The sequence below is a fragment of the Tsuneonella sediminis genome (assembly GCF_051912845.1).
In the GTDB taxonomy this organism is placed as follows: Bacteria; Pseudomonadota; Alphaproteobacteria; order Sphingomonadales; family Sphingomonadaceae; genus Tsuneonella; species Tsuneonella sediminis.
The window spans coordinates 1,300,944-1,323,187 of the sequence record NZ_JBNCBU010000001.1 but is presented as its reverse complement, the minus strand read 5'-3'; the positions used below and the strand labels follow the sequence as shown (position 1 = coordinate 1,323,187).

The following is a 22,244-nucleotide window of genomic DNA, read 5'->3' as shown; positions in this document are numbered from 1 at the left end:
AGCAACGAGAATGCAGTCATGCCCAAGGTTGACCTGACCTCGATCCCGCAGACCAGCGCGACCGGGTACCCCCCGCCATTCGACGCGGCGGTGGCCGGCCGCCGCTATCGCCGCCTAGCACCCGTCGCGGGTTTGTCCCGCATGGGCGCGAGTCACGTCGTGCTGGAGCCTGGCGCATGGTCGTCGCAGCGGCACTGGCACGCCGAGGAGGACGAATTGCTCGTCATGCTCGAGGGCGAGGCGGTGCTGGTGGAGGACGACGGCGAGACCTTCGTCCGACCCGGCGACGTGTGCGCCTGGCCCGCCGGGGTGCGCAGCGGCCATCACCTGCAGAACCGGAGCGACAGGGCCTGCGCGTTCGTCGTCGTCAGCGCGGGGGACAGCGAGGCCGATCACGGCGAATATCCCGACATCGACATGCGTTTCGGGCCGGAAGGGTACACCCGCAAGGACGGCACGCCCTATCCCTCGCGCCGGCTGCCCTAGCGTTCCGGCATGGAGAGCGGGTCGGGCGCGAACGCCGCGTCGAGGTATCCGGCAATGCGCAGGCCGGCCTGCGCGATCCGGCGCTGCGCAACAGGCACTGCGGCGACGATCGCGTCCTGGGTCAGTGCCGCCGAGTCGGAAGGCGGCGCGTCTCCGAAGGCGTTGGGGTAGACGAATCCTCGGGCCAGTTCCCAGCTTTCGCGTCCCCAGTCGGCGGCATTCCCGCCCCCGAGCGCCGCGCGCTCGGCGTCCGAATAGCGGCGCACGAGCGGAGGGTTCGCGCCCGAAATGGCGCGTTCGGCAAGCGCGCCGTCCCACACCCAGTGGAGGTTGAGGCCGGGGACTATCCCGTACCGGGTGACGACGTCATTGCCGCCCCGGTCGTCGTTGTCGCCCGAATGAAGCGGCATGTGGATGTCGCCTGCGAAATGGACCATGAACGCCATCGCCTCGAGCCGCACGTTTGCCGGCAGACTCTCGTCGGCGAGGATGCGCTGGTTGCGCTCGATCTGCGCCGATACGCAGGCGCCCGACGAACAGTTCTTGCGCGCATCGTACGGCTCGCCGATCGGCTCGGTCTGGTAGTGCCAGGGAAAGGTATAGGCCCAGCGCCACGCGTCGCGGCGCAGGCAGTCGGGCCAGGTCGAGGCATCGGCAAGGTCGCGGATACGGCAATCTGGCGTGCCGAGTTCGCGCTCGTGCGCGATCAGTCGCAAGATCGCTGTGCGGGTCTGGGGCCGCACGTTCGCCCAAGCAATCCGCGCTGTCGTCTCGTGCCCGTAATACCCCCACGCCAGCGCGGGCGCAGGAAGAAGGAGCGCGAGCAGCGCGGCTGCCGCGGCAGCGATGCAGGCTATCCGGCCGATGGTACGCTGTCCCACTGTTCGATAACCCATTGCTCGTCCTCTGCGGCCCTGATCCAGGCCTGCATCCATTCGTGTTCCCAGACCGCCTCCATATAGGTCTGCGCGAAACCCGGCACTCCGATGCCGTACGTGACGAACCGGCTGACGACGGGCGCGTAGAAGATGTCGGCGGCGCCGAACGTACCGAACAGGAACGGGCCGCCGCGGCCGAACCGCGCGCGCGCCTCGGCCCAGAGCTGAAGAACCCGCACGATGTCGGCCTTGGCCTCGTCGGTGATCGAAATCCCCTCGTGGCGCATGCGGATGTTCATCGGGCATTCGCGGCGCAGGGCAAGGTAACTCGAATGCATCTCGGCGACCATTGCGCGGGCCATGCCGCGCGGAGTATCGTCCTTGGGCCAGAAGCGGTCCCGCCCGACCTTGTCGGCAAGGTATTCGAGGATCGCGAGGCTGTCCCAGATGACTGTGTCGCCGTCCCACAGGATCGGCACCTTGCCGCGGCTGGGCTGGATCTCGCCCATTGCGCGCTTGGCCTCCTCCCACTCCTCGCCCGAAATGTTGACCGTCAGTTCCTCGAACGCGAGGCCCGACTGCTTTGCCGCGAGCCAGCCGCGCAGCGACCAGCTCGAATAATTCCGGTTGCCGACGATCAGCTTCATGAAATCCACCTGTTGCCCACCCGGCGCGGGCCCTAGGCATTCAGCGTGACGCTGTCGAGGCTGAACGACGCAGCCGGTTAACCGTCGTCCCGGCCACGACTCTCTCGCTGTAGGAAATTGGATGTCGCGGCATTAGAGGAGCGCCATGAGCCTGCGTCCGTTCCATCTCGCCGTTCCCGTCCGCGACATTGCCGAGGCGCGCGCGTTCTACGGCGGCGTCCTCGGCCTGCCCGAAGGCCGCAGCGCCGAAACGTGGGTCGACTTCGACTTCTTCGGCCACCAATTCGTGGTCCACCACGCGCCCGGCCGAGCGGGTGGCGACGCTGCGGTCAACCCGGTCGACGGGCACGGCGTGCCGGTGCCGCATTTCGGGGTGGTGCTTACCCTCGAGGCGTTCGACGACCTGGCGGACAGGATGCGCGCGGCGGGCACGCGGTTCGAAATCGAACCCTACACCCGCTTCGCCGGCGAACCGGGCGAGCAGAGGACGATGTTCTTCCGCGATCCCAGCGGCAACGCGATCGAGATGAAGGCTTTCAGGAGCTTGGCCAGCCTGTTCGCCAGCTGAGCAGCGCCGTTTACGCAAAGTAAACCAGCAATTTCATTCTCTTGAGGAACCGAAATTCCCGGGCCGGGTAGATTGCCCAGGTCGCGAAGGATTTTCGGGTGTCGTCTATTGCGTGCGCGCCGGGTCGAAGCCCGGTCATTGATCGCGAACACGTGTCGAGCGGGGTCGAGGCATTGATCGGGCGACGGCAGAATTGCCGGCATCCGATCGACCTCGCCGCGCGTTTCGTTTCGTCCGATCTGAACATTCGCCTGCAATTGGCGGACATTTCACCGACGGGGGCCAGCGCGCGCCTGATCCATCCGCGAACCCTTCGTGAGGGGCGGCTTCTCTGGCTGGATTACGCCTGTCTCGTATCCGTCGTCTGGCAAGCCGGGCTGCAATGCGGCTTCAGGTTCGAGGAACGACTGGAGACCGATCAGCTGCGGCGCACGCTCGAATTCGGTGAGGCGGCGGCGGGCACGGCGACGGTCACGCTTCGCAAACTCGCCTCGGCGTGGGTCCACGGGCCGGGAGACTACTGATCCGGCGAAAGGCCTTAGCTCTCCGCGTCCGCCAACACCGCGGCGCGCAGTTCGGCAATGCCCATGCCCTTTTCGCTCGAGGTGACGTGAATCTGCGGGAAGGCGGCGACGTGCTTCTTCGCCTCCGCCTCGGTCGCGGCGGTGACCGCGGCAAGGTCGCTCGCCTTTATCTTGTCGGCCTTGGTCAGGACGATCCGGTAGCCGGCCGCCGCTTCGTCGAGCATCTTCATCATCTCGCGGTCGACGTCCTTGAGGCCGTGGCGGCTGTCGACCAGCACCAGCGTGCGCTTGAGGACCTGCCGCCCGCGCAGGAAGTCGCGCACCAGCATCTTCCACCGCTCGACCACCTTCACCGGCGCCTTGGCGAACCCGTAGCCCGGCATGTCGACCAACCGCATAGCGAGCGGCTCGCCGACGTCGAAGAAGTTGAGTTCCTGCGTGCGACCCGGGGTGACCGAGGCGCGGGCAAGGCTCTTGCGGCCCGTGAGCGCGTTGAGCAGCGAGCTCTTGCCCACGTTCGACCGGCCCGCGAAGGCGACTTCCGGCACCTCGGGTTCGGGCAGGAACTTGAGCTGGGGAGCCGACAACAGGAACTCGACCCGCCCCGTCAGGAGCTTGCGGGCGCGTTCCTCGTGCTCGGCGGCGGCAATCTCGTCCTCGGTCACCGGGCGGCCTAGCTCTTGGCCTTCGCTTCGCGCTTGGCCTCTCGCTCGCGGTCTTCCTTGTCCTTGCTCGCCTGCGCGCGCAGTTGCGGGTGCTTGGAATAGAGGTAGCTCTGCTGCGCCAGCGTCAGGATGTTGTTGGTGATCCAGTAGATCAGCAGGCCGGCCGCGAACGGCGCCATCACGAACATCAGCAGCCAGGGCATGAACTTGAACATCTGCGCCTGGATCGGGTCGGTGGCGGGCGGGTTGAGCCGGAACGTCGCCCACATCGAGATACCGAGAAGCACCGCCAGCGGTCCGATCGCGAGGAAGCTGGGCGGGGTGAACGGCAGCAGGCCGAAAAGGTTCAAAATGTGGGCCGGATCCGGCGCCGACAGGTCGTTGATCCACAGCGCGAACGGCTTGTGGCGCATGTCGATCGACAGCATCAGCACCTTGTAGAGCCCGAAGAAGATCGGGATCTGGAGCAGGATCGGCAGACACCCGGCAAGCGGGTTCACGCCTTCCGACTTGTAGAGCGCCATGATCTCCTGCTGCTGCTTGGGCTTGTCGTCCTTGTAGCGGTCCTGGATGGCCTTCATCTTGGGCTGGATGGCGCGCATCGCCGCCATGCTGGCGAACTGCTTCTGTGCGATCGGGAACATGAAGATGCGCACGATCACCGTCAGCAGGATGATCGCCACGCCGAAATTGTGGACGAGGCCGTAGAGCTGGTTGAGCAGCCAGTGGATCGGCTTTTCGATCACGCCGAACCAGCCCCAGTCGATCGCGTTCTGGAATCCGGCGATGCCGGTCTCCTCGTAGTCGCCGAGCAGGTCGGCATCCTTGGCACCGGCGAACAGCCGGGTGGTGCGGGAGATCGCGCGCCCGTTGGGCACGGTAAGGGGGTCGTAGATCGCATCGGCCCGGTGGACGCCGCCGCCGAGCGAGCGGAAGTCGGCGTCGACTTCGGTGGTGTCCTGCGGGATCAGCGCGGACAGCCAGTAGATGTCGGTAAAACCCAGCCACTTCGGGCTTCCCTCGGGGCTGACCTTTCCGGCTTCAGTCACGTCGTCGTAATCGGTGCCGAAGTCGACCCCGTCGCCAAAGTAGCCGATCGGCCCCGAATGGATGGTGTAGGTGCTTTCGCTGGCGGTCGCGCTGGTGCGGCTGATCGTCGCGAACGGACGCACAACGATCGGCGCGCCGCTGACGTTGCCCACCGTCTGCTTGGCCGTGATCATGTAATCATCGTCGATCGACAGCTCGATCGTGAAGATCTGACCCGAACGGTTGTTCCAGCTGAGCTTGACCGGGTTGCCGGGCGCCAGCGGTCCGCCCTCGGCCGTCCACACGGTCTTCGCATCGGGCACGGTCACCCCGTCGCCGAGCCAGCCGAACTGGGCAAAGTGCTGCGCGGGCGTGCCGGCGGGGCTGAACAGGCGCACCGGCCCCGATTCCCGCTCGACCGCCTGGCGATGATCCTTCAGCGTCAGGTCGTCGATCCGCGCACCGACGAGATCGATCGATCCCGAAAGTTCGGGCGCGTCGATGCGCACGCGCTGGGGGCTCTTGAGCGCGGTCTCGAGATCGCGCGCCTCGAGCGCGATCGCCGCTGGGTCGGTCAGGCCCCCCTCGCGGGTGGGCCCAGCAGCCGCGGGCGCCCCGGGCGCACCAGCCGGCGCTTCCGCGCGCACGGGTTCCTTCGGTTGCGGATAGAAGTAGTTCATCCCGGCGTCCCACCCGAACAGGAGCAGGCCGCACAGCACCACGGCGAGGAGAAGATTGCGCTGGTTATCCAAGAAGGTCGATCCCGAAATCCGTCACTGGTCGTATGTCAGGGCACCGGGTCATAGCCGTGCCCGCCCCAGGGGTGGCAGCGCATTATACGCTTGAAGGCCATCCATCCACCCTTGATTGCGCCGTGCTTGCCAAGCGCCTCGATCGCGTATTCCGAGCAGCTCGGGGCATAGCGGCAGGAGGGTGGAAGAATCCGGCTGGGACCGAGTTGCCATGCACGGGCGAGAAGGATCAGGAACCGCTTCATCCCGGCCTGCGCCGCCGCGGAGGGTCGCCCTTGCCCGCACCTGCGCGGGCGAGCGCTTCGGCCAGCTCGGCGCGCATCGTCGCAAAGTCTCGCTCGATCCCTCGATCGCGACCGATGAGCACGTGATCGTGGTCGGGCAATCCGTTCTCGGGCAGTGCGTCGCGCAGCAGTTCGCGAAAGCGGCGTTTCATCCGGTTGCGCACGACCGCGTTGCCGATCTTCTTGGTCACGGTCACGCCGCACCGCTTGCCGCGCCCCCCGTTCGGGTGGGCAAGCAGCACGAACCCCGGGCGGGCAACCCGGATGCCGCGGTTGGCGGCGAGGAAATCGGCACGCTTGCGGATGGTCGCGATGGTCATGTCGAGAGCCGAAATAGGGAACTGACACAGCGGTGGGAAGCCTCACCGCCCTTTCGGCTTCTCGAGCACCTTGTTCCGGTAGCTGCACAGGTCGACCACGGGGCAGCGCCAGCATTCGGGCGTCCGGGCCTTGCAGACGTAGCGGCCGTGGAGGATCAGCCAGTGGTGCGCGCCCAGTCGGAACGGAGCGGGCACGCGCTTTTCGAGCTTGGCCTCGACCGCCTCGGGCGTCTTGCCCCTGGCAAGACCGGTACGGTTGCCGACCCGGAATATGTGCGTGTCGACCGCGAACGTCTCCTGCCCGAACCAGCAGTTGAGCACGACGTTGGCGGTCTTGCGCCCCACGCCCGGCAGCCTGACGAGGTCCTCGCGCGTGGCGGGCACCTCGCCGCCGTATTCGTCGACCAGCATTTGCGAAAGCGCGATGACGTTCTTCGCCTTGGAGTTGAACAGCCCGATCGTCTTGATGTGGTCCTTGAGGCCCTCCTCGCCCAGATCCAGCATCTGTTGCGGCGTTTCGACCTTCGCGAACAGCGCGCGAGTGGCCTTGTTCACGCCCACGTCGGTCGCCTGCGCGCTCAGCGCCACGGCGACGACGAGCTGGAAGGCATTGCCGTATTCGAGCTCGGTCTCGGGCGACGGGTTGTCCTCCGCCAGTCGGCGGAAGAACTCGAAGATCTGGTCCTTGGTCAACCGGTCAGGCCATAAAGAGCGAACGCGGCCTGCCGCCACGCCGGCGTATCGAAGGCCAGCGTTTCAAACGTCTGTTCGGCGATCAATCCGATCCCCGCGATCAGGTAGGCGGGGTGGACCGCCCCGTAGAGCAGCCGGTCGCGAACCATCGCGATCACGATCGGCAGGTCAGCGAGAATCAGGCTGAGGGTGATTTCGGGGCGGGGCATTCCGGGGAGGAAATGCCGCCAGCGAAACCAGGCCGGCCAGAGTATCGAGCCCGTCGCCACGAAGATCAGACGCTTGTGCCACTGGGGCTTGCCGCGCAGCGCGATCGCCGCGATCACGAGGGCGAGAAAGATCGCCGGTGCGGTGACCGTGCCCAGGAACCCCGAATAGGCGATGGGTCCGTCCCCCCGCGCCAAGCCAAGGGCCACCGACTCGCGGCCGATGGCGGTCGTGCTCAGGGCGACCAGCGGCGCCAGCACCACGCCCCCCCAACCGATCGTGCGGTGCAGCGGCAGCCGCCCCTGCGACAGCCAAGCCTGCAGGGCGACCAGCATGAGCCAACCCGCCATCAATGCGCCGTGAACGTGCGACCACGACGGACCGTCGAACGTCCCCCTGGTCATCGGAACCGTGTAGGTCAGGTGGAAACCCGCAATCGCCACTCCGATCGCGGCGACGGCGGCGAGCCGGTAGAAACGGGTCCTCCGGTCTCCCCGCCACCGAGACCCGGTGGTCACAGGCCCAATACCTCCGGCATGGTATAGCGTCCTGCCTCGCGCCCGATGAGCCAGGCCGCGCCGGCGACCGCGCCGCGGGCGAAGATCATCCGGTCCTCCGCCACGTGGCTGAGCGTCAGGCGCTCCTCGTCTCCGGCCAGGATCACGCTGTGTTCGCCGGCGACGGTTCCTCCGCGCAGCGACGCGAATCCGATCGTCCCTTCCACCCGGCGCCCAGTGATCCCGTCGCGCCCGCGCTCGCTGTTCCCGTCCAGCGCGATGCCGCGTCCCTCGGCAGCCGCCTCGCCCAGCAGCAGCGCAGTGCCGCTCGGCGCGTCGACCTTCATCCTGTGGTGCATCTCGAGCACCTCGATGTCCCACTGCGGCCCGAGCCGCGCCGCGGCCTCGCGCACGAGGTGGGCGAGCAGCGTCACGCCGAGCGAGGTGTTCCCGGTCTGGAGCACGGGGATCGCGCCTGCCGCAGAATCGATCGCCGCGTGGTGGCGCGCCTCGAGTCCCGTGGTGCCGATCAGGATCGGAATTCCGGCGCCGATCGCGGCATGGAGATTGCCCTCGAGCGCGGGCGGAGCGGTGAAGTCGACGAGCACGTCGCTCGCTTCGGCGAGGTTTGCGGTGTTGCCGCCCTGGTCGACCCCGCCGGCGAGGTCGTGCCCGGCGTCGGCAATGGCGCGTGCAAGGGCCTGCCCCATGCGACCCTGACTGCCGATGATCCCGATACGCGCCATTGCCACCCCCGCTGTGCGCGTGCTTCATGCGCGACATGAGCAGCATCCGCAATATCGTCATCCTTACCGGGGCCGGGGTCAGCGCCGAAAGCGGCATCGACACCTTTCGCGCCGGTTCGAACGGCGGGCCGAGCCTGTGGGAACAGCACCGGGTCGAGGATGTCGCGACGCCCGAGGCGTTCGAACGCGATCCCGAACTCGTGCTGCGCTTCTATGACATGCGGCGCGAGGCGATCCAGACGAAGCAGCCGAACCCGGCGCACTTCGCGCTCGCCAAGCTGGACCGGGAGTGGGACGGCGATCTGCTCATCGTCACCCAGAACGTCGACGATCTGCACGAGAAGGCGGGCGCCCGGCGCGTGCTGCACATGCACGGCGAGCATCTCAACGCGTGGTGCACCGGATGCGACGTGCGCAGCCGGTGGACCGGCACGCTGATCGACCGTCCCGCGTGCCCGGCCTGCGGCGAGCGCGCGCTGCGCCCCGACGTCGTGTGGTTCGGCGAGATGCCCTACCGGATGGAGGACATCTACGCCGCGCTGCGCGAGGCGGACCTGTTCGTCTCGATCGGCACCTCCGGCGCGGTGTACCCGGCCGCCGGTTTCGTGCGCGACGCGCGCCGGTGCGGCGCGCGCACGCTGGAACTCAACCTCGAGCGCAGCCAGGGGTCGTCGTGGTTCGACGAGACCCGGCTGGGACCGGCGGGCCTACTGGTGCCGGACTGGGTGGATGAATTGCTGAGCGGCTGAAGCCATGGCGTCAGGCCGACTTCCAGCGTCCTCTCAGCCGTTTCCAGAAGGAAGGGTGCGGCGCTTCGTACAATGCCTCGCTTGTCGGCCTTGGTCCGATGCCCGAATCGGCCAGCAGGGCCTCGACGTCGATGGGTTCTAGCGACCGGATCCCCATCCGCGATCGCGCCTTCCAGATCACCTTCCCGATGACGCAGCACCCGCGGTGGCGAAGTTCGACCGTTTCGCCCGCCGCGGGCGGATCGGCGAGGCGCACCAGCAGCCCCGTCGATGAAACATTGCCGATCTGCACGTCCTGCCAGCCGTCCCCCTTGCGGAGCTTGGCCTTGACGAACGCGAGGCGGCGCCGGGCGCGACCCTCGTGCACGGGGGATGGATACCACGGGTTGCAGGTGTCGCAATTGATCGAGGTTAGGCTTCGGCGTTTTGTCCACTGCCGGCCGGCGTGCCGCACGCGGTGCATTGCGGGTCCTTGGCGATCCGGAAGCTGCGCATCGCAGGCGCCAGCCCGTCAAGCGTGCGGAGCATGCCCCAACCGGGTTCGCCCATCGCGGGCGCGACGAGAACCCGCACCGCTTCGAGCGCGGCAAGCGTGCCGGTCCAGCCCGCCATCGCGCCGAGCATGCCGTCATCGGCGCAGGTATCGCAATCGTCGGCATCGAACGCGTCGCCCACGAAGCAGCGGTAGCAGGCATGGTCGGCCAGATGCCCGGCAAACGCGCCCACCTGGCCCTGGAAGCGTCCGACCGCAGCGGACAGCAGCGGCACGCCGCTTGCCACACAGGCGTCGCTGACCGCGAGCCGGGTCGCGAAGTTGTCGGTCCCGTCGACCACGAGATCGGCCCCTGCAAAGGCGTCTGCCGCGTTGTCCCGGGTCAGCCGCCGGTCGACGAGCGCGACCTCGATGCCCGCATCGAAGTTCGCCAGCCAGCGCCGCGCGGCAACCACCTTGCCGTGGCCAATGTCGCGCTCCGAATAGATCGTCTGCCGCTGGAGGTTGGACAGTTCGACGTCGCCGTCGTCGATCAGCGTCAGTCTGCCGATCCCTGCTCCGGCAAGGTACTGGAGCGCCGGCGAGCCGATGCCTCCGACACCGACGATCGCGACATGGGCCTGGGCAAGCGCGAACTGTCCCGCGCCGCCGACCTCTGGCAGCACGATATGGCGTGCGAAGCGGTCGAGGCGCTCGGGGGAAAAGGTCATGGACAGGCTGTTGGCAGCCTGTGGGCGCGCTGTCGACAAGGCTGTGAACAGCCCTGTCGATCAGCGGTGCAACGGTGGTGGAGGGATCAGCTCTCGAGCTGGCGCAGGAGCGAGCGCACGTCACCGTCCATGTCGGCGTCGCGCTGGCGCAGGTCCTCGATCAGGCGAACGGCGTGGATCACCGTCGAATGGTCCCGCCCGCCGAACTTGCGGCCGATCTCGGGATAGCTGCGCGGGGTGAGCACTTTGGACAGGTACATCGCCACCTGCCGCGGGCGGACCACCGCGCGTGCGCGGCGCTTGGATGCCATCTCGGCCCGGTCGATGCGGTAGAACTGGCACACCGTGCGCTGGATCTCATCGATCGTGATCCGGCGGCGATTGGCCGACAGGATGTCGGTCAACTGCTCCTCGGCGAGCTGGAGCGAGACTTCCTGTCCGGTCAGCTGGGCATAGGCGATCAGCTTGTTGAGGCCGCCGACCAGCTCGCGCACGTTGCGCGTGATCGTGCGGGCAAGGAAGTCGACGACGTCCTCGGGCACATCGAGCGGAGCGAACCGGGTGAGCTTTGACTGCAGGATCGACTTCCTGAGTTCGATGTCCGCCGCGGCGATGTCGGCGACGAGACCCATCGACAGGCGGCTGAGGAGGCGCGGCTCGACGCCGTCGAGGGCTTGCGGCGCGCGGTCGGCGGCGAACACCAGCCGCTTGCCCTCCGCGAGCAGGGCGTCGATCGTGTAGAGCAGTTCTTCCTGCGCCGACGCCTTGCCGATGATGAACTGGATATCGTCGACCAGCAGCAGGTCGAACGAGCGCAGGCGGGCCTTGAACTCGATCGTCTGGTTCGACTTCAGCGCCTGGACGAATTCCACCATGAACCGTTCGGCGCTGCAGTAGAAGATGCGCGCGCGCGGGTGCGCCCCCAGGTAGGCGTGACCGATCGCGTGCAGCAGGTGCGTCTTGCCCTGACCGGTCGCGGCCTTGAGGTAGAGCGGCGAGAACTGCGGGGTCTCGGTCGCCGACATGCGCTGCGCGGCATTGCAGGCGAGCACGTTGGCCTCGCCGGTGACGAAGGCGGCGAACGTCAGCGACGGGTCGAGGCCGATCGAGGAGGTGAAGCCGCGCTCGCCGATGGTGCCGGCTGCGACCGCGATCATGCTGGTGTCGCTGCCGTCGTTGGCCGGCCGGCGACCGTCGCCGAACGAGAGCTCGGGCAGCTTGCGGCGGCCCGGGTGGACCTTGATCTCGACGTTGCGGACCTCGCTGCGGGCGATCTTCCACGCCAGGCTCAGCCGGTCGTGGAAACGGTCCTTGACCCAGTTAGCGCTGAAGTCGGTCGGCAGGAACAATTCGAGCGTGCCGGTGTCTTCGGCGAAGCCGCCAACCTGGATGGGCTTGATCCACTGGCTATGGAGCTGGTGGCCCAGATCCTTGCGCAGTCCCTGGCTGATGTCCGCCCAGTCGGCCGCCAGGTTTACTGCTTCAAGATCTTCCATGCCGTCCTCTGCACCCCTGCGTTTGGCGGCGTTGTTGCCGCTCACGTTGACGTTCATCGCTGGTCCCGTTCCCCGTCTTGCGACCCATCGAAGGATCGCCGTATCCCCTGCTCTCCGGGCACGACCGATCACTGCCCGAAATAACGCGATTCGAGTGCGAGGGGTCAGTCCAGAGATGTAGTCGCCAAGCTGTCCAAGGCCGGCGGACCCTTCTTTTCAACAGCCGCGTGCCGCTGGCAAGGGCGGCTCCGAAAAAAAACTGAAATATTGGCTGTTGACTCGGCAAAATCGGCGGACCTGCGTTCAAGATATTGAAAACGCGCGGTTAACCTTGTCGGGATTGTGCGAATCGCGGGATTTGCGTGCTTTTCGAAAGCTCGCGCTGAACAAACGACGACGCCGGCACTTCGCAGCGCCGGCGTCGTTTGCTTTTCGTTCCGTAGCAGATCCAGACCGACCGGTCCGGGATCCGCGAATCAGAGCGCGCCGACTCGCTTCGACAGGCGGCTCATCTTGCGGCTCGCGGTGTTCTTGTGCAGCACACCGCGGGCAACCCCGCGGGCGAGCTCGGGCTGGGCAGCCTTGAGCGCCTCGGAGGCAGCGGTCTTGTCGCCGCCGGCGATCGCGGTCTCGACCTTCTTCAGGAACGAGCGGATGCGGCTCATGCGCGCGCCGTTGATCTCGGCACGGTTGGCGTTGCGGCGGATGCGCTTCTTGGCTTGCGGCGTGTTGGCCATGTCTGTCCTCGGTTGACCGCTTGCATGCGGCCGGAAAATCTCGTCTCGGTGGGTTGCCCTGGGCGGGCGGACCCGCCGGGAAAGGCGCGCCCCTAGCGGCGTCGCCCGATTCCGTCAAGCTCGCGCGGGCGCTATCGCTGGCAGCGGGGACAGAACCACGTGCTGCGCCCGCCCTGGGCGATCCTGCGCACCGTGCCGCCGTCCCCGAGCAGGCACGGCTGTCCCTCCCGTCCATATACCGCGAAACGGGTGGCGAAGTAGCCCAGCTGGCCATCGGGCCGGGCATAGTCGCGCAAGGTCGAGCCGCCGTCGCCGATCGATTGCTCGAGCACGTCGCGAATGGCGGGCACGAGGTGTTCGAGCCGTGCGCGGCCGACGTTGCCCGCGGCCTTGCGCGGGTCGATGCCGGCGCGCCAGAGCGCTTCGCACACGTAGATGTTGCCCAGGCCCGCCACGATCGACTGGTCGAGCAGCAGCAGTTTGACCGCCTGCCTGCGGCCCGCGAACGCGGCGCGGAGGTATCCGGCATCGAGGCCGGGTCCCAGCGGCTCGGGGCCGAGCGCGGCAAACGCGGGCCAATCGTCGAGCGCGGCTGTGTCGAGAAGGTCGACCGAGCCGAATCGCCGCGCATCGTTCAGGGCGAATCGGTGGTCCGCGGTCTCGATGACGAGGTGGTCGTGCTTCTCGATCTCCGCGGGATCGATTCGCCAGCGGCCACTCATGCCGAGGTGGAACACCAGCGTCGTGCCTCGGTCGGTGTGGATGAGGCCGTACTTCGCGCGGCGGGCCAGCCCCGTCACCAGGGCGCCCACGAGCGACTGGACGAGGCCGGGCGGGAAAGGGCGGCGCATGTCGGGCCGGTTGACCCGCGCGCGCTCGATCCGCTCGCCCTCGAGGAACGCGGCGAGCCCGCGGACGGTGGTCTCGACCTCTGGCAGTTCCGGCATGGCGGGCGCTGTAACAGTCTTTGCCTAGGGGGCAATTGCCCCTATGCGCCGCCCCCATGAACGACACCGTTTCCTTCGGCTACGAAGAGGTCGCCCCCGAAGAGAAGACCCGCCGGGTAGGCGAAGTCTTCTCCAATGTCGCTGCCAAGTACGATCTCATGAACGATGCCATGTCGGGCGGCATGCACCGGCTGTGGAAGGACCAGTTCGTGCGCCGCGTGAAGCCGCGTCCGGGCGAGGCGGTGCTCGACATGGCGGGCGGCACGGGTGACATCGCCTTCCGGATGGCCGCCCGCGGCGCGCGGGTAACGGTGGCCGACATCAACCAGGAGATGCTCGACGTCGGCATCGAGCGCGCGATGGAGCGGGGCATCGACGGGTTGGTCTGGAGCCGCCAGAACGCCGAGGCGCTGGCGTACGAGGACCGCGTGTTCGACGCCTACACGATCGCTTTCGGCATCCGCAACGTGACCGACATTCCGAAAGCGCTCGGCGAAGCGCACCGGGTGCTGAAATACGGCGGCCGGTTCTTCTGCCTGGAGTTCTCGACGAACGAATGGCCGGGATTCCGCGAGGCCTATGATCTCTATTCGCACAAGCTGGTGCCCCGGATCGGCGAGGCGATCGCGGGCGATGCGGACAGCTATCGCTACCTGATCGAATCGATCCGCCGCTTCCCCTCAATGCCCGCGTTCGAGACGATGATCCGCGACGCCGGCTTTGCCCGCACGAAGGTCGAGCCGATCATGGGCGGCCTCGTCGCCATCCACTCGGGTTGGAAAGTCTAGGGTGACGCGGCCGGCGACGCATATCTGGCGGCTGCTCAGGTGGGGCCGCAGCCTCGCGCGGCACGGTGCGCTTCGCGGGATCGAGAACGATCCCAACACCCCGCCGCAGGTGAAGCGGCTGGCGCGCGTGGCGCGGCTGGGAACGATCCAGCCGCGCGAGCCGAACTATGCGGAGGCTTTCACCGATATCGGGCCCGCGGCGATCAAGCTGGGTCAGTCGCTCGCGACGAGGCCCGACCTCGTCGGCGAAGTCGCGGCGCACAATCTGCTCAGCCTGCAGGACAGCCTGCCGCCGGTCGCGTTCGCGGCGATCGAGGCCGAGATCGCCCGCAGCTTCGACGCACCGGTCTCCACCCTGTTCGCGGAGATCGATCCCGTGCCGGTCGGCTCTGCCTCGATCGCGCAGGTTCACCGCGCGGTGACGACGGCCGGCCAGCCGGTCGCGATCAAGGTTCTGCGCCCGGGCATCCGTGAGCGGTTCGCCCGCGACATCGCGACGTACGAATGGGCCGCAGCGCACCTCGAGGCGATGGGCGGCGAGGCGACTCGCCTGCGCCCGCGGCTCACAATCGCCAACTTCAAGCGGTGGACAAATCGCGAGCTCGACCTGCGGCGCGAGGCGGCCAGTGCTTCGGAACTCGCCGAGGCGATGAAGGGGTTCGACGGCTACTGCATCCCGTCGATCGACTGGGACCGGACCAACGGCCGGGTGATGACCATCGAGTGGATCGACGGCATCAAGATTTCCGACCGCGAGGCGCTGGTTGCGGCGGGCCACGACCTTCCCGTGCTGGCCCGGCGGCTGGTGCTCGCCTTCCTGACCCAGGCGATCAGCGCGGGCTTCTTCCATGCAGACATGCACCAGGGAAACCTGTTCGTGCGGAGCGACGGGACGATCGTGGCGATCGATTTCGGCATCATGGGCCGGATCGACCGCCGCGCGCGCCAGTGGCTGGCGGAAATCCTCTACGGCCTCATAACCGGCAACTACCGCCGGGTGGCCGAAATCCATTTCGAGGCGCAGTACGTGCCGAGCTATCACTCGGTCGACGAGTTCGCGACCGCGCTGCGCGCCGTCGGCGAACCGATGCGCGGCAAGCCGGTCAGCGAGCTGAGCGTGGGCCAGATGCTCGACGGGCTGTTCGCGATCACTCGCGATTTCGACATGGCGACCCAGCCTCACCTGCTCCTTCTCCAGAAGACGATGGTCATGGTCGAGGGACTGGCGACGAGCCTCGACCCCTCGATCAACATGTGGGACGTGTCCGCTCCGTTCGTTCGCGCGTGGATCCGCGACGAACTCGGGCCCGAGGCCGCGCTCGCCGACCGCATCCGCACCGACGTCGAGACGTTGCTGCGGGTGCCCGAGCTGGTCCGGCGTATCGAGGATCGCTATCCGGCGCGCGGCGGCGCGCCCGAACCGCCGCCGCTGCCCGACATTCCGCTGATGTGGGAACGGCGCGGAGAACGGTCGCGCTGGCCGGGCTACATCCTCGCGGCCGTGCTGGGCGGTGCCGCCGTCGCGGCCGCGTTTGCCGCCGGAGTGGTCTAGCCGACGCGGTGCGGCAGGACCCGGCTGCCGACCACGCTCAGGATCACCGCGACCGCTTCGACAAGCATCGGGAACCAGAAGCCCGGATAGGCGCCGTCGGCGAGCAGGCTCACGAACCGGCCGAACAGGGCGATGCCGAAGATCGCCGCCGGTACCAGCAGCAAGTCGCCGTTGCGTTTCCACGCGCCCCAGATCATCCCGGCGCCGCCGACGAAGAACAGCGCCGGAAAGTCCGCGCGCAGCACCGCGAGGCCCGCCGCTCCGTTGGGCGAAAGGCCGAAGCCGACCGCCGCGCTCGACGGCATCACGAGGAAATTGAGGCCTAGGAGCAGGAAGAACAGCCCCTCGACGAAAATCAGCGCGGTCAGGATCAGGCGCATGAGTAGTCCCCTCTTGTCGGTGTCCGACCATAGGGAAGCGGGGCGCTGACGCAATCTTAACCAACGTCGGCCTAGGGCTGGCGCGGGTAACGCGCGGGCGCTATCCCACGCGCCATGGTTCGAGGGGCTTCATGCACGAGCAGGTCGGCCAGTGGCCGCAATCCGAGGCACACCGCGTGAGCGGGCCGAAGGTGCTGCTCGTCGTGGGCGGCGGGATAGCGGCGTACAAGGCGTGTGAGCTGGTTCGCCTGATCCGCAGGGGCGGGGGCGACGTTACCTGCGTGCTGACCGAGGGCGGCAGCCAGTTCGTCACCCCGATGGCGCTCGCCGCGCTCAGCGAGAACAAGGTCTACACCAGCCTGTTCGACCTCAAGGACGAGGTCGAGATGGGGCACATCCAGCTCAGCCGGCAAGCCGACCTCGTGGTGGTCTGCCCGGCGACTGCGGACCTGCTTGCCAAGATGGCGGCGGGGATCGCCGACGACCTTGCGACTACGCTGATCCTCGCCACCGACAAGCCGGTGATGGCAGTTCCGGCGATGAACGTGAAGATGTGGCTGCACGACGCTACCCGGCGCAACGTCGCATGGCTGCGCGAAGCGGGCGTCGAGGTGATCGAGCCCGACGAGGGTCCGATGGCTTGCGGCGAGTTCGGCCCCGGGCGACTGCCCGAACCGGAGATCGTCTGGGCCGAGATCGCCGCCCGCTTCGGCATCGCCGCCGATTGCGAGCCCGTGCCCGATCTGCTCGAGGCGCTCGAGCCGGAGGCCGAAGTCCAGGCGCGGAGCGGCAGTTCGCTGGGCAGCCTCCTGTCCTCCCTCATCCCGCGCAAGACACCGACACGCGGGCCGGGCGCGGAAAAAGAGGTGTATGAGCACGAGCTTCCCGAGGGTCTAGCGGCCGAGGATCAAGCCGGTCCCGAGGTCGTCCCCGATCTCGCCGCGCCGATCATGGCGAAGAAAGGCAAGGCCAAGGCCGCGCCGCCGACCGACGTCGAAGCGCTCAACCATACCGTCGTGACCGGAGCGGGCGACCAGTTGCCCGAAGCACTGGTCCCGCAAGCCGCTGCCGACGTTCCGGCCGACCCGCTCGAGGGACAGCCCGCGTTCGACATCGCTCCCGACCATCGCCCGCTTTACGGCCGCCATGTGCTGGTGACCGCCGGGCCGACGCACGAGCCGATTGACCCGGTGCGCTACATCGCCAACCGGTCGAGCGGCAAGCAGGGGTTCGCCATCGCCGCCGCGGCGGCCGCGCTGGGCGCGCGCGTCACGCTGATCGCGGGACCGGTGACCCTGCCGACGCCGCTTGGCGTCGACCGGGTCGACGTGATCTCCGCGCGCGAAATGGCCGACGCGGTCAAGAAGGCCCTGCCCGCCGATGCAGCCGTCATGGTCGCCGCGGTCGCCGACTGGCGGAGCAAGGAGTACGCGTCCGAGAAAATGAAGAAGCGGGGCTCGGCGCCGCCCGCGCTCCTGCTGACCGAGAACCCAGATATCCTCGCGCAGGTCGCGGCAGGCAAGCAGCGGCCCAAGCTGCTGGTCGGCTTCGCGGCGGAGACCGAGGACGTGATCGAGAACGCCAAGACAAAGCGCAAGCGCAAGGCCGCCGACTGGATCGTCGCCAACGACGTCACCTCGGTGAACGGCAAGGGCGTGATGGGCGGCGATGCCAACGCGGTGCACATCGTCACCGGCGAGGGGGTCGAAGACCTGCCCGAGATGCCCAAGCATGCGGTCGCCCTTGCCCTCGCCGAGCGCATGGCCCGCGCGCTCGATGCGATCGATCCGCGCGATGAGTGATCCGGTAAGAGTCGCGGTCAAGCGGCTGCCGCACGGCGAAGGTCTCGAGCTTCCGAAATACGCGACGGTCGGGGCGGCGGGAATGGATGTCCTGTCTGCCGAGGACGTCACGATCGCGCCCGGCGCGCGGCACGCCGTGGCGACCGGCCTGGCGCTCGCCATCCCGCCGGGTTTCGAGATCCAGGTGCGGCCTCGTTCGGGCCTGGCCCTCAAGCACGGGATCACCGTGCCCAACACGCCCGGCACGATCGATTCCGACTATCGCGGCGAACTCAAGGTCATCCTCATCAACCACGGCGGCGAAGCGTTTGCGATCGAGCGCGGAGACCGCGTGGCCCAGCTCGTGCTCGCCCCGGTGGTTCAGGCCACGTGGGACGAGGTCGAGACGTTGGACGACACCGATCGCGGCGCGGGCGGGTTCGGCTCGACCGGCGGGCATGCCCGCCTGGTGGAGTAGGGCCGGCGATGGCGCTTATCTTCTACGCCGAGGACGATCCCGACATGGGCGAGCTGGTGCAGGAAACGCTGCTCGGCGCGGGCCATGCGGTGGGGGTACTGGAAGACGGGCAGGATGCGTTGCGGGCGCTTCGGCGCCGCAAGCCGGCGCTCGCGATCGTCGACATGGGGCTGCCGCAGATGAGCGGGGCCGAGCTTATCAAGATCATCCGCCGCGACGAGCAGCTATACGACCTTCCGATCCTCGTGCTGACCGCGCGGCGCTCGGATGAGGACGAAGCGATCGCGCGCCAGGCCGGCGCCAACGGTTACTTGCGCAAGCCCTTCGATCCGACGCGGCTGATCGGGATGGTCGACCAGATCCTCGACTGGGCGGCCAACCGCCGGCCCCCGGCAAGGCCGCAGCGGCACGGACTCTGACGGCGCGTCAGGGCCGCAATGCTTCCAGTCGCTGGAGGTACCGGGCGACCGTATCGATCTCCAGATTGACCTCGCTCCCCTGCGCGAGCTCGCCGAGCGTCGTCACCTCGGCGGTGTGGGGGATGATGTTGAGCCCGAAACGCACCGAGCCGTCGGGATAGTCCTTCAGCGAATTGACCGTCAGCGACACGCCGTCGACGGTGATCGATCCCTTGGCGGCGACGAAGGGGGCGAGGGCCTGCGGGGCGGCGATCGTCACCCGCATCGAATCGCCCTCGGGCTCCCAGTCTGCCACCGTCCCGACCGCGTCGACGTGACCCGAAACGATATGCCCGCCCAGCTCGTCGCCCACGCGCAGCGACGGTTCCAGATTGATCCGCGCTCCTTTGCGCCACATGTCGCGGGCGGTCCGACTGACCGTCTCGGCGGACACATCGACCGCGAACCATGCGTCTCCCGGCTCTCCGCCGCGCTCAACCACCGTCAGGCAGACCCCCGAGCACGCAATCGAAGCACCTATCGCGATCCGCTCGGGGTCCCACGGGCACGCGATCCGCACCCGCAGGTCGCCCCGCTGTTCGACGTTTTCGATGGTTCCGATCGCGGTGACGATGCCGGTGAACATGGTCTGTTTTCAATCCCCTTGCCGGGTCCGGCGATAGGCGGTGAAGCGGTCGCTGCCAAGCTGGACATCCTCGACCTGGGTCCACCGGCCATGCGCCTGTGCGAGCTGGTCGAGCCCGGTTTCCCCCACCGCCCGCAACCCGCCGCCGATCACGATCGGTGCACGGTAGATCTCGAGCCGATCGACGAGGTCGGCAGCAAGGAAGCTGGAGGCTGTAGCGGCGCCGCCCTCGACGTAGAGATACTGCACGTCCTCGAGCCGGGCGATGCCTTCGAGCGAATTGATCACCTTCACTCCGTCAGGCGCGACGCCGCGGCTGAGCAGCACGCGCTGCGGACTGCGCGCCGCGAGGCCGGGCAGCCGCACGTCGAGCCGGGGCCGGTCGGCCCGCCAGGTTTCGCCGCCAACGAGAATTGCATCGGCGCGTGCGCGCGAGGCATGGACGTGCGCGCGGGCCGGCTCGCCGGTGATCCACCGGCTTTCGCCGTTAGCCAGCGCGACGCAGCCGTCGAGCGACATCGCGAGCTTGAGCGTGACGTGCGGGCGTCCAAGTCGCGCACGGACGAGATAGCCGGCAAGGCTCTCGTCGACCTGGTTCAGGGAGAGCATGGTGACCGCGATGCCCGCGGCGCGCAGGCGCGCGATGCCTTCGCCGGCTGTGCGGGGATCGGGGTCCGCGTGCCCGACCACGACGCGCGCGGGCGCGGCAGCGACGAGCAGGGCGGCGCAAGAGGGCCCGCGCTCCGATTGGTGGGCGCAGGGCTCGAGCGTGACGTAGACGTCAGCGCCGCTTGCCGCGCTGCCCGCTTGCTCGAGCGCCACCGCCTCGGCGTGCGGCCGCCCGCCCTCGCAGGTCCAGCCGCGCCCCGCCACGCGGCCGTCCTTGACGACGACGCATCCGACGGCCGGATTGGGGCGCGACTGCGGCCTGCCACGCGCAGCAAGGCGCGCGGCCGCCTCCAGCCAGTCGGCGTCACTCGGCAGGGCGGGCAACCGGGGTGTTCCGGCCATCGGCGTGGCGCGCGGCGCGCTCTTGTGCCTCCTGCTCGGCGATGCGGCGCTCCATCGCGTCGACGTCGAGACCCGAAGCCCGGCCCAATGCGCGATAGGCGTCCTTCGCTTCCTCCTCGCGCCGCGCCTGCTCGGCCCGCAGCCGGTCCTGTCGGGCCTGGTTGGCGCGGTTCGAAGCCGCGATCTGGGCATCGGTACGGCCGGCCTCGAAGGTCGAGATGTAGGTCACCTCCGGCGGCGGAGGCGGAATGCGCCAGCGTTCCTTCCCGAATTGCCAGAAGACGAGGGCGGGGACGATCGCGGCCAGCAGCAGCACGCCGAGGCGGATCTTCACGTGCTCGGCGATCATCGCGGCGAGCGCGGTGCCGCCGACGAGCGCGAGCGCGGCTCCAACCAGCCAGTTCAGGCTGACCGCGTCGTCGGTGAGCAGGAACAGGAGCGAGCCGGTCAGCAGCGCCGAGGCGGCAAGCACGGGCCAGCGATAGGGATTGGGCCGTTTGAACTCCGTCCAGAAATCGGCGATGCCGGGACCGGGGTTGAGGCGCTGGATCATTCGCATCGCCCCCAGATAAGGCGAGATCGGCGCTGGCGCTAGTGAGCGGCTCAGCCGAACGCCGCGTACAAGGTGCGCCCGTGCGCCTTGATCCAGGCGTCGGCCTCGGCGATGTCGCCGTCGTAAATGCGGGCGAGCGCGGCATGGAACGCCGGGCTGTGGTCGAAGTGAAGGCAGTGCGCGATCTCGTGCGCGACCACCGAACGGCGCACCGCATCGGGTGCCTGGATCAGCCGCCAGTTGATCCGCACCGTCCCGCTCGTCGAGCATGAACCCCAGCGTCGCTGAGCGCGGCTGAGCCGCAGCGCGGGCCTGGCGATGCCGGCGCGTTCCGAGAAGAAATCGATGTCCTGGCCCAGATGGCGCAGCGCCTCGCGCTCGAGCCAGCGCTGCAGCCGCGGCCCGAGGTTGGCTGCAGGTCCGCCAACGACGATGCGACCGGGTTCGAGGATGGGCGAACGGCCGCAACGCTCGCGCCAGTCAATGACGAGATCGCGCCCGCGATAGAGCAGCGATCCGCCGGGCTCGGGCGCGCGGCGCTCCGGCACCTTGCCGAGCTGCTCCGCAAGCCAGCCGGTCCGAGCGTGGACGAAGGCCAGTGCCTCGCGACTGGCGCACCAGCCGGGGAGGGTGACCCGCACCTCGCTGCCGTCCGGGGCAAGCCGCAGGGTAAGCCGGCGGGCCCGTGCGTTGCGACGGATCGTGACCGGCACGGTGCGGCCGCCGATCTCGATCTCAGGCGGCGGCGCCTCGCGGCGGAGCCAGTCGATCACGCCGCTTCCCCGGTCGCATCATCGTCGTCGATCCATTCGACGATGTGGTGCTCGAGCGGGCCTGCATCGGTCTCGCTGACCACCCGGCCGGCGACCCCGGGGCCGCGGCGATGAACCGCCGCCGGGTCACCGCAGATCAGGTGGTGCCACTCGGCAAGCGGCTTGCCCGCTGCGCGCAAGCGATAGGCGCAGCTGTCGGGCAGCCAGGAAACCTGATCGACCAGTCGCGGGGTGAGCCGCAGGCAATCGGGGACGAAGGCCTTGCGGTGGCGGTAGTCGCTGCACCGCGCGCTGCGCGTGTCGAGCAGCTTGCAGGCAACGTTCGTGTGAGCGATCTCGCCGGTCTCATCGTCCTCCAGCTTGTGCAGGCAGCATTGCCCGCAGCCGTCGCAGAGCGCCTCCCACTCCTCGCGCGACAGGTCGCCGAGGGGAAGCTCCCAGAAGCGGTCCCTCACC

29 protein-coding genes are annotated in these 22,244 nt (G+C 68.2%); 9 read left to right on the top strand and 20 right to left on the bottom strand.

Going from position 1 to position 22,244, the window contains the following annotated elements; genetic code table 11:
* Window positions 1-18: 18 nt before the first annotated feature.
* Window positions 19-486, top strand: a complete 468-nt coding sequence (locus ACPV3N_RS06780) for a cupin domain-containing protein (RefSeq protein WP_440115980.1) — start codon at window positions 19-21, stop codon at window positions 484-486.
* On the opposite strand, the gene ACPV3N_RS06775 is transcribed toward ACPV3N_RS06780, so the two are convergent.
* Both ACPV3N_RS06775 and ACPV3N_RS06770 read right to left on the bottom strand, forming a co-directional pair.
* The gene (locus ACPV3N_RS06775; RefSeq protein ID WP_440115978.1) at window positions 483-1,382 is read right to left on the bottom strand and encodes a S1/P1 nuclease; all 900 of its coding nucleotides are present in this window, start codon (window positions 1,380-1,382) and stop codon (window positions 483-485) included. The two genes, ACPV3N_RS06780 and ACPV3N_RS06775, sit on opposite strands and share 4 nt — an antisense overlap.
* Window positions 1,340-2,011: a glutathione S-transferase family protein gene (locus ACPV3N_RS06770; RefSeq protein ID WP_440115976.1), complete on the bottom strand. Its 672-nt coding sequence runs from the start codon at window positions 2,009-2,011 to the stop codon at window positions 1,340-1,342. The genes ACPV3N_RS06775 and ACPV3N_RS06770 overlap by 43 nt, the downstream gene beginning before the upstream one ends.
* 145 nt (window positions 2,012-2,156) lie before the next feature.
* Between ACPV3N_RS06770 and ACPV3N_RS06765 the strand changes: the two genes are divergently transcribed.
* The gene (locus ACPV3N_RS06765) at window positions 2,157-2,579 is read left to right on the top strand and encodes a VOC family protein (protein WP_440115974.1); all 423 of its coding nucleotides are present in this window, start codon (window positions 2,157-2,159) and stop codon (window positions 2,577-2,579) included.
* Window positions 2,580-2,677: 98 nt separating this feature from the next.
* Window positions 2,678-3,103 carry a PilZ domain-containing protein gene (locus ACPV3N_RS06760; protein WP_440115972.1) on the top strand — a complete coding sequence of 142 codons (426 nt, stop codon included), beginning with the start codon at window positions 2,678-2,680 and terminating at the stop codon, window positions 3,101-3,103.
* A 14-nt stretch (window positions 3,104-3,117) separates the two neighbouring features.
* Here ACPV3N_RS06760 and yihA read toward each other — a convergent pair whose 3' ends face one another.
* The 7 genes from yihA to dapB are packed head-to-tail and all read right to left on the bottom strand — an operon-like array spanning window position 3,118 to window position 8,296.
* The gene (gene yihA, locus ACPV3N_RS06755) at window positions 3,118-3,768 is read right to left on the bottom strand and encodes a ribosome biogenesis GTP-binding protein YihA/YsxC (protein WP_440115970.1); all 651 of its coding nucleotides are present in this window, start codon (window positions 3,766-3,768) and stop codon (window positions 3,118-3,120) included.
* A gap of 8 nt (window positions 3,769-3,776) precedes the next feature.
* Window positions 3,777-5,549 (bottom strand): membrane protein insertase YidC, encoded by a 1,773-nt coding sequence (yidC, locus tag ACPV3N_RS06750; RefSeq protein WP_440115969.1) that lies wholly within the window; start codon window positions 5,547-5,549, stop codon window positions 3,777-3,779.
* Window positions 5,550-5,584: 35 nt separating this feature from the next.
* On the bottom strand, window positions 5,585-5,794 hold the full coding sequence (gene yidD / locus ACPV3N_RS06745; protein ID WP_440115967.1) for a membrane protein insertion efficiency factor YidD: 210 nt from the start codon (window positions 5,792-5,794) through the stop codon (window positions 5,585-5,587).
* Window positions 5,791-6,153, bottom strand: coding sequence for a ribonuclease P protein component (gene rnpA, locus ACPV3N_RS06740; protein WP_440115965.1), 363 nt, complete (start codon window positions 6,151-6,153; stop codon window positions 5,791-5,793). Before rnpA ends, yidD begins: the two co-directional genes overlap by 4 nt.
* 42 nt (window positions 6,154-6,195) lie before the next feature.
* Window positions 6,196-6,846 carry an endonuclease III gene (gene nth / locus ACPV3N_RS06735; RefSeq protein ID WP_440115963.1) on the bottom strand — a complete coding sequence of 217 codons (651 nt, stop codon included), beginning with the start codon at window positions 6,844-6,846 and terminating at the stop codon, window positions 6,196-6,198.
* Window positions 6,843-7,571 (bottom strand): hypothetical protein, encoded by a 729-nt coding sequence (locus ACPV3N_RS06730; RefSeq protein WP_440115961.1) that lies wholly within the window; start codon window positions 7,569-7,571, stop codon window positions 6,843-6,845. The genes nth and ACPV3N_RS06730 overlap by 4 nt, the downstream gene beginning before the upstream one ends.
* Window positions 7,568-8,296: a 4-hydroxy-tetrahydrodipicolinate reductase gene (gene dapB, locus ACPV3N_RS06725; RefSeq protein WP_440115959.1), complete on the bottom strand. Its 729-nt coding sequence runs from the start codon at window positions 8,294-8,296 to the stop codon at window positions 7,568-7,570. The genes ACPV3N_RS06730 and dapB overlap by 4 nt, the downstream gene beginning before the upstream one ends.
* A 35-nt stretch (window positions 8,297-8,331) precedes the next feature.
* Here dapB and ACPV3N_RS06720 point away from each other — a divergent pair, with 35 nt between their 5' ends.
* Window positions 8,332-9,045, top strand: coding sequence for an NAD-dependent deacylase (locus ACPV3N_RS06720; RefSeq protein ID WP_440115957.1), 714 nt, complete (start codon window positions 8,332-8,334; stop codon window positions 9,043-9,045).
* Between the two features lie 10 nt (window positions 9,046-9,055).
* Here the strand turns inward: ACPV3N_RS06720 and ACPV3N_RS06715 are convergent, their stop codons facing one another.
* The 5 genes from ACPV3N_RS06715 to mutM form a co-directional block, all read right to left on the bottom strand.
* Complete coding sequence (locus tag ACPV3N_RS06715; protein ID WP_440115955.1) at window positions 9,056-9,412, bottom strand: PilZ domain-containing protein; 357 nt, start codon at window positions 9,410-9,412, stop codon at window positions 9,056-9,058.
* A 44-nt stretch (window positions 9,413-9,456) separates the two neighbouring features.
* Window positions 9,457-10,248, bottom strand: a complete 792-nt coding sequence (locus ACPV3N_RS06710) for a HesA/MoeB/ThiF family protein (protein WP_440115953.1) — start codon at window positions 10,246-10,248, stop codon at window positions 9,457-9,459.
* 86 nt (window positions 10,249-10,334) lie between these two features.
* The gene (gene dnaA / locus ACPV3N_RS06705) at window positions 10,335-11,801 is read right to left on the bottom strand and encodes a chromosomal replication initiator protein DnaA (RefSeq protein ID WP_440115951.1); all 1,467 of its coding nucleotides are present in this window, start codon (window positions 11,799-11,801) and stop codon (window positions 10,335-10,337) included.
* Between the two features lie 419 nt (window positions 11,802-12,220).
* Window positions 12,221-12,481: a 30S ribosomal protein S20 gene (gene rpsT / locus ACPV3N_RS06700; protein WP_440115949.1), complete on the bottom strand. Its 261-nt coding sequence runs from the start codon at window positions 12,479-12,481 to the stop codon at window positions 12,221-12,223.
* Window positions 12,482-12,612: 131 nt separating this feature from the next.
* Window positions 12,613-13,428 (bottom strand): bifunctional DNA-formamidopyrimidine glycosylase/DNA-(apurinic or apyrimidinic site) lyase, encoded by an 816-nt coding sequence (gene mutM / locus ACPV3N_RS06695; protein WP_440115947.1) that lies wholly within the window; start codon window positions 13,426-13,428, stop codon window positions 12,613-12,615.
* Window positions 13,429-13,484: 56 nt separating this feature from the next.
* On the opposite strand from mutM, the gene ACPV3N_RS06690 reads away from it, so the two are divergent.
* A complete protein-coding gene (locus ACPV3N_RS06690) occupies window positions 13,485-14,216 on the top strand; it encodes a class I SAM-dependent methyltransferase (protein WP_440115945.1) in 732 nt (243 codons plus the stop codon).
* Window position 14,217: 1 nt separating this feature from the next.
* Window positions 14,218-15,768, top strand: a complete 1,551-nt coding sequence (gene ubiB, locus ACPV3N_RS06685) for a 2-polyprenylphenol 6-hydroxylase (protein WP_440115943.1) — start codon at window positions 14,218-14,220, stop codon at window positions 15,766-15,768.
* On the opposite strand, the gene ACPV3N_RS06680 is transcribed toward ubiB, so the two are convergent.
* Entirely contained in the window at window positions 15,765-16,148 is a 384-nt protein-coding gene (locus ACPV3N_RS06680; RefSeq protein WP_440115941.1) for a hypothetical protein, read from the bottom strand. The two genes, ubiB and ACPV3N_RS06680, sit on opposite strands and share 4 nt — an antisense overlap.
* Before the next feature lie 131 nt (window positions 16,149-16,279).
* Between ACPV3N_RS06680 and ACPV3N_RS06675 the strand changes: the two genes are divergently transcribed.
* Genes ACPV3N_RS06675 through ACPV3N_RS06665 form a run of 3 tightly spaced genes read left to right on the top strand, consistent with a single transcriptional unit; the run spans window position 16,280 to window position 18,826 of the window.
* Window positions 16,280-17,950, top strand: a complete 1,671-nt coding sequence (locus ACPV3N_RS06675; protein WP_440115939.1) for a bifunctional phosphopantothenoylcysteine decarboxylase/phosphopantothenate synthase — start codon at window positions 16,280-16,282, stop codon at window positions 17,948-17,950.
* Complete coding sequence (gene dut, locus ACPV3N_RS06670) at window positions 17,925-18,407, top strand: dUTP diphosphatase (protein ID WP_440115937.1); 483 nt, start codon at window positions 17,925-17,927, stop codon at window positions 18,405-18,407. Before ACPV3N_RS06675 ends, dut begins: the two co-directional genes overlap by 26 nt.
* Before the next feature lie 8 nt (window positions 18,408-18,415).
* The gene (locus ACPV3N_RS06665) at window positions 18,416-18,826 is read left to right on the top strand and encodes a response regulator (RefSeq protein ID WP_440115935.1); all 411 of its coding nucleotides are present in this window, start codon (window positions 18,416-18,418) and stop codon (window positions 18,824-18,826) included.
* Window positions 18,827-18,833: 7 nt separating this feature from the next.
* Here ACPV3N_RS06665 and ACPV3N_RS06660 read toward each other — a convergent pair whose 3' ends face one another.
* The 5 genes from ACPV3N_RS06660 to ACPV3N_RS06640 are packed head-to-tail and all read right to left on the bottom strand — an operon-like array spanning window position 18,834 to window position 22,243.
* A complete protein-coding gene (locus ACPV3N_RS06660; RefSeq protein ID WP_440115933.1) occupies window positions 18,834-19,451 on the bottom strand; it encodes a riboflavin synthase in 618 nt (205 codons plus the stop codon).
* 9 nt (window positions 19,452-19,460) lie between these two features.
* Window positions 19,461-20,462, bottom strand: coding sequence for a bifunctional diaminohydroxyphosphoribosylaminopyrimidine deaminase/5-amino-6-(5-phosphoribosylamino)uracil reductase RibD (gene ribD / locus ACPV3N_RS06655; RefSeq protein WP_440115931.1), 1,002 nt, complete (start codon window positions 20,460-20,462; stop codon window positions 19,461-19,463).
* Window positions 20,425-21,015 carry a hypothetical protein gene (locus tag ACPV3N_RS06650; RefSeq protein ID WP_440115929.1) on the bottom strand — a complete coding sequence of 197 codons (591 nt, stop codon included), beginning with the start codon at window positions 21,013-21,015 and terminating at the stop codon, window positions 20,425-20,427. The genes ribD and ACPV3N_RS06650 overlap by 38 nt, the downstream gene beginning before the upstream one ends.
* 50 nt (window positions 21,016-21,065) lie before the next feature.
* Window positions 21,066-21,788, bottom strand: a complete 723-nt coding sequence (locus tag ACPV3N_RS06645; RefSeq protein ID WP_440115927.1) for a M48 family metallopeptidase — start codon at window positions 21,786-21,788, stop codon at window positions 21,066-21,068.
* Window positions 21,785-22,243 carry a YcgN family cysteine cluster protein gene (locus ACPV3N_RS06640; protein WP_440115925.1) on the bottom strand — a complete coding sequence of 153 codons (459 nt, stop codon included), beginning with the start codon at window positions 22,241-22,243 and terminating at the stop codon, window positions 21,785-21,787. Before ACPV3N_RS06640 ends, ACPV3N_RS06645 begins: the two co-directional genes overlap by 4 nt.
* Window position 22,244 lies beyond the last annotated feature (1 nt).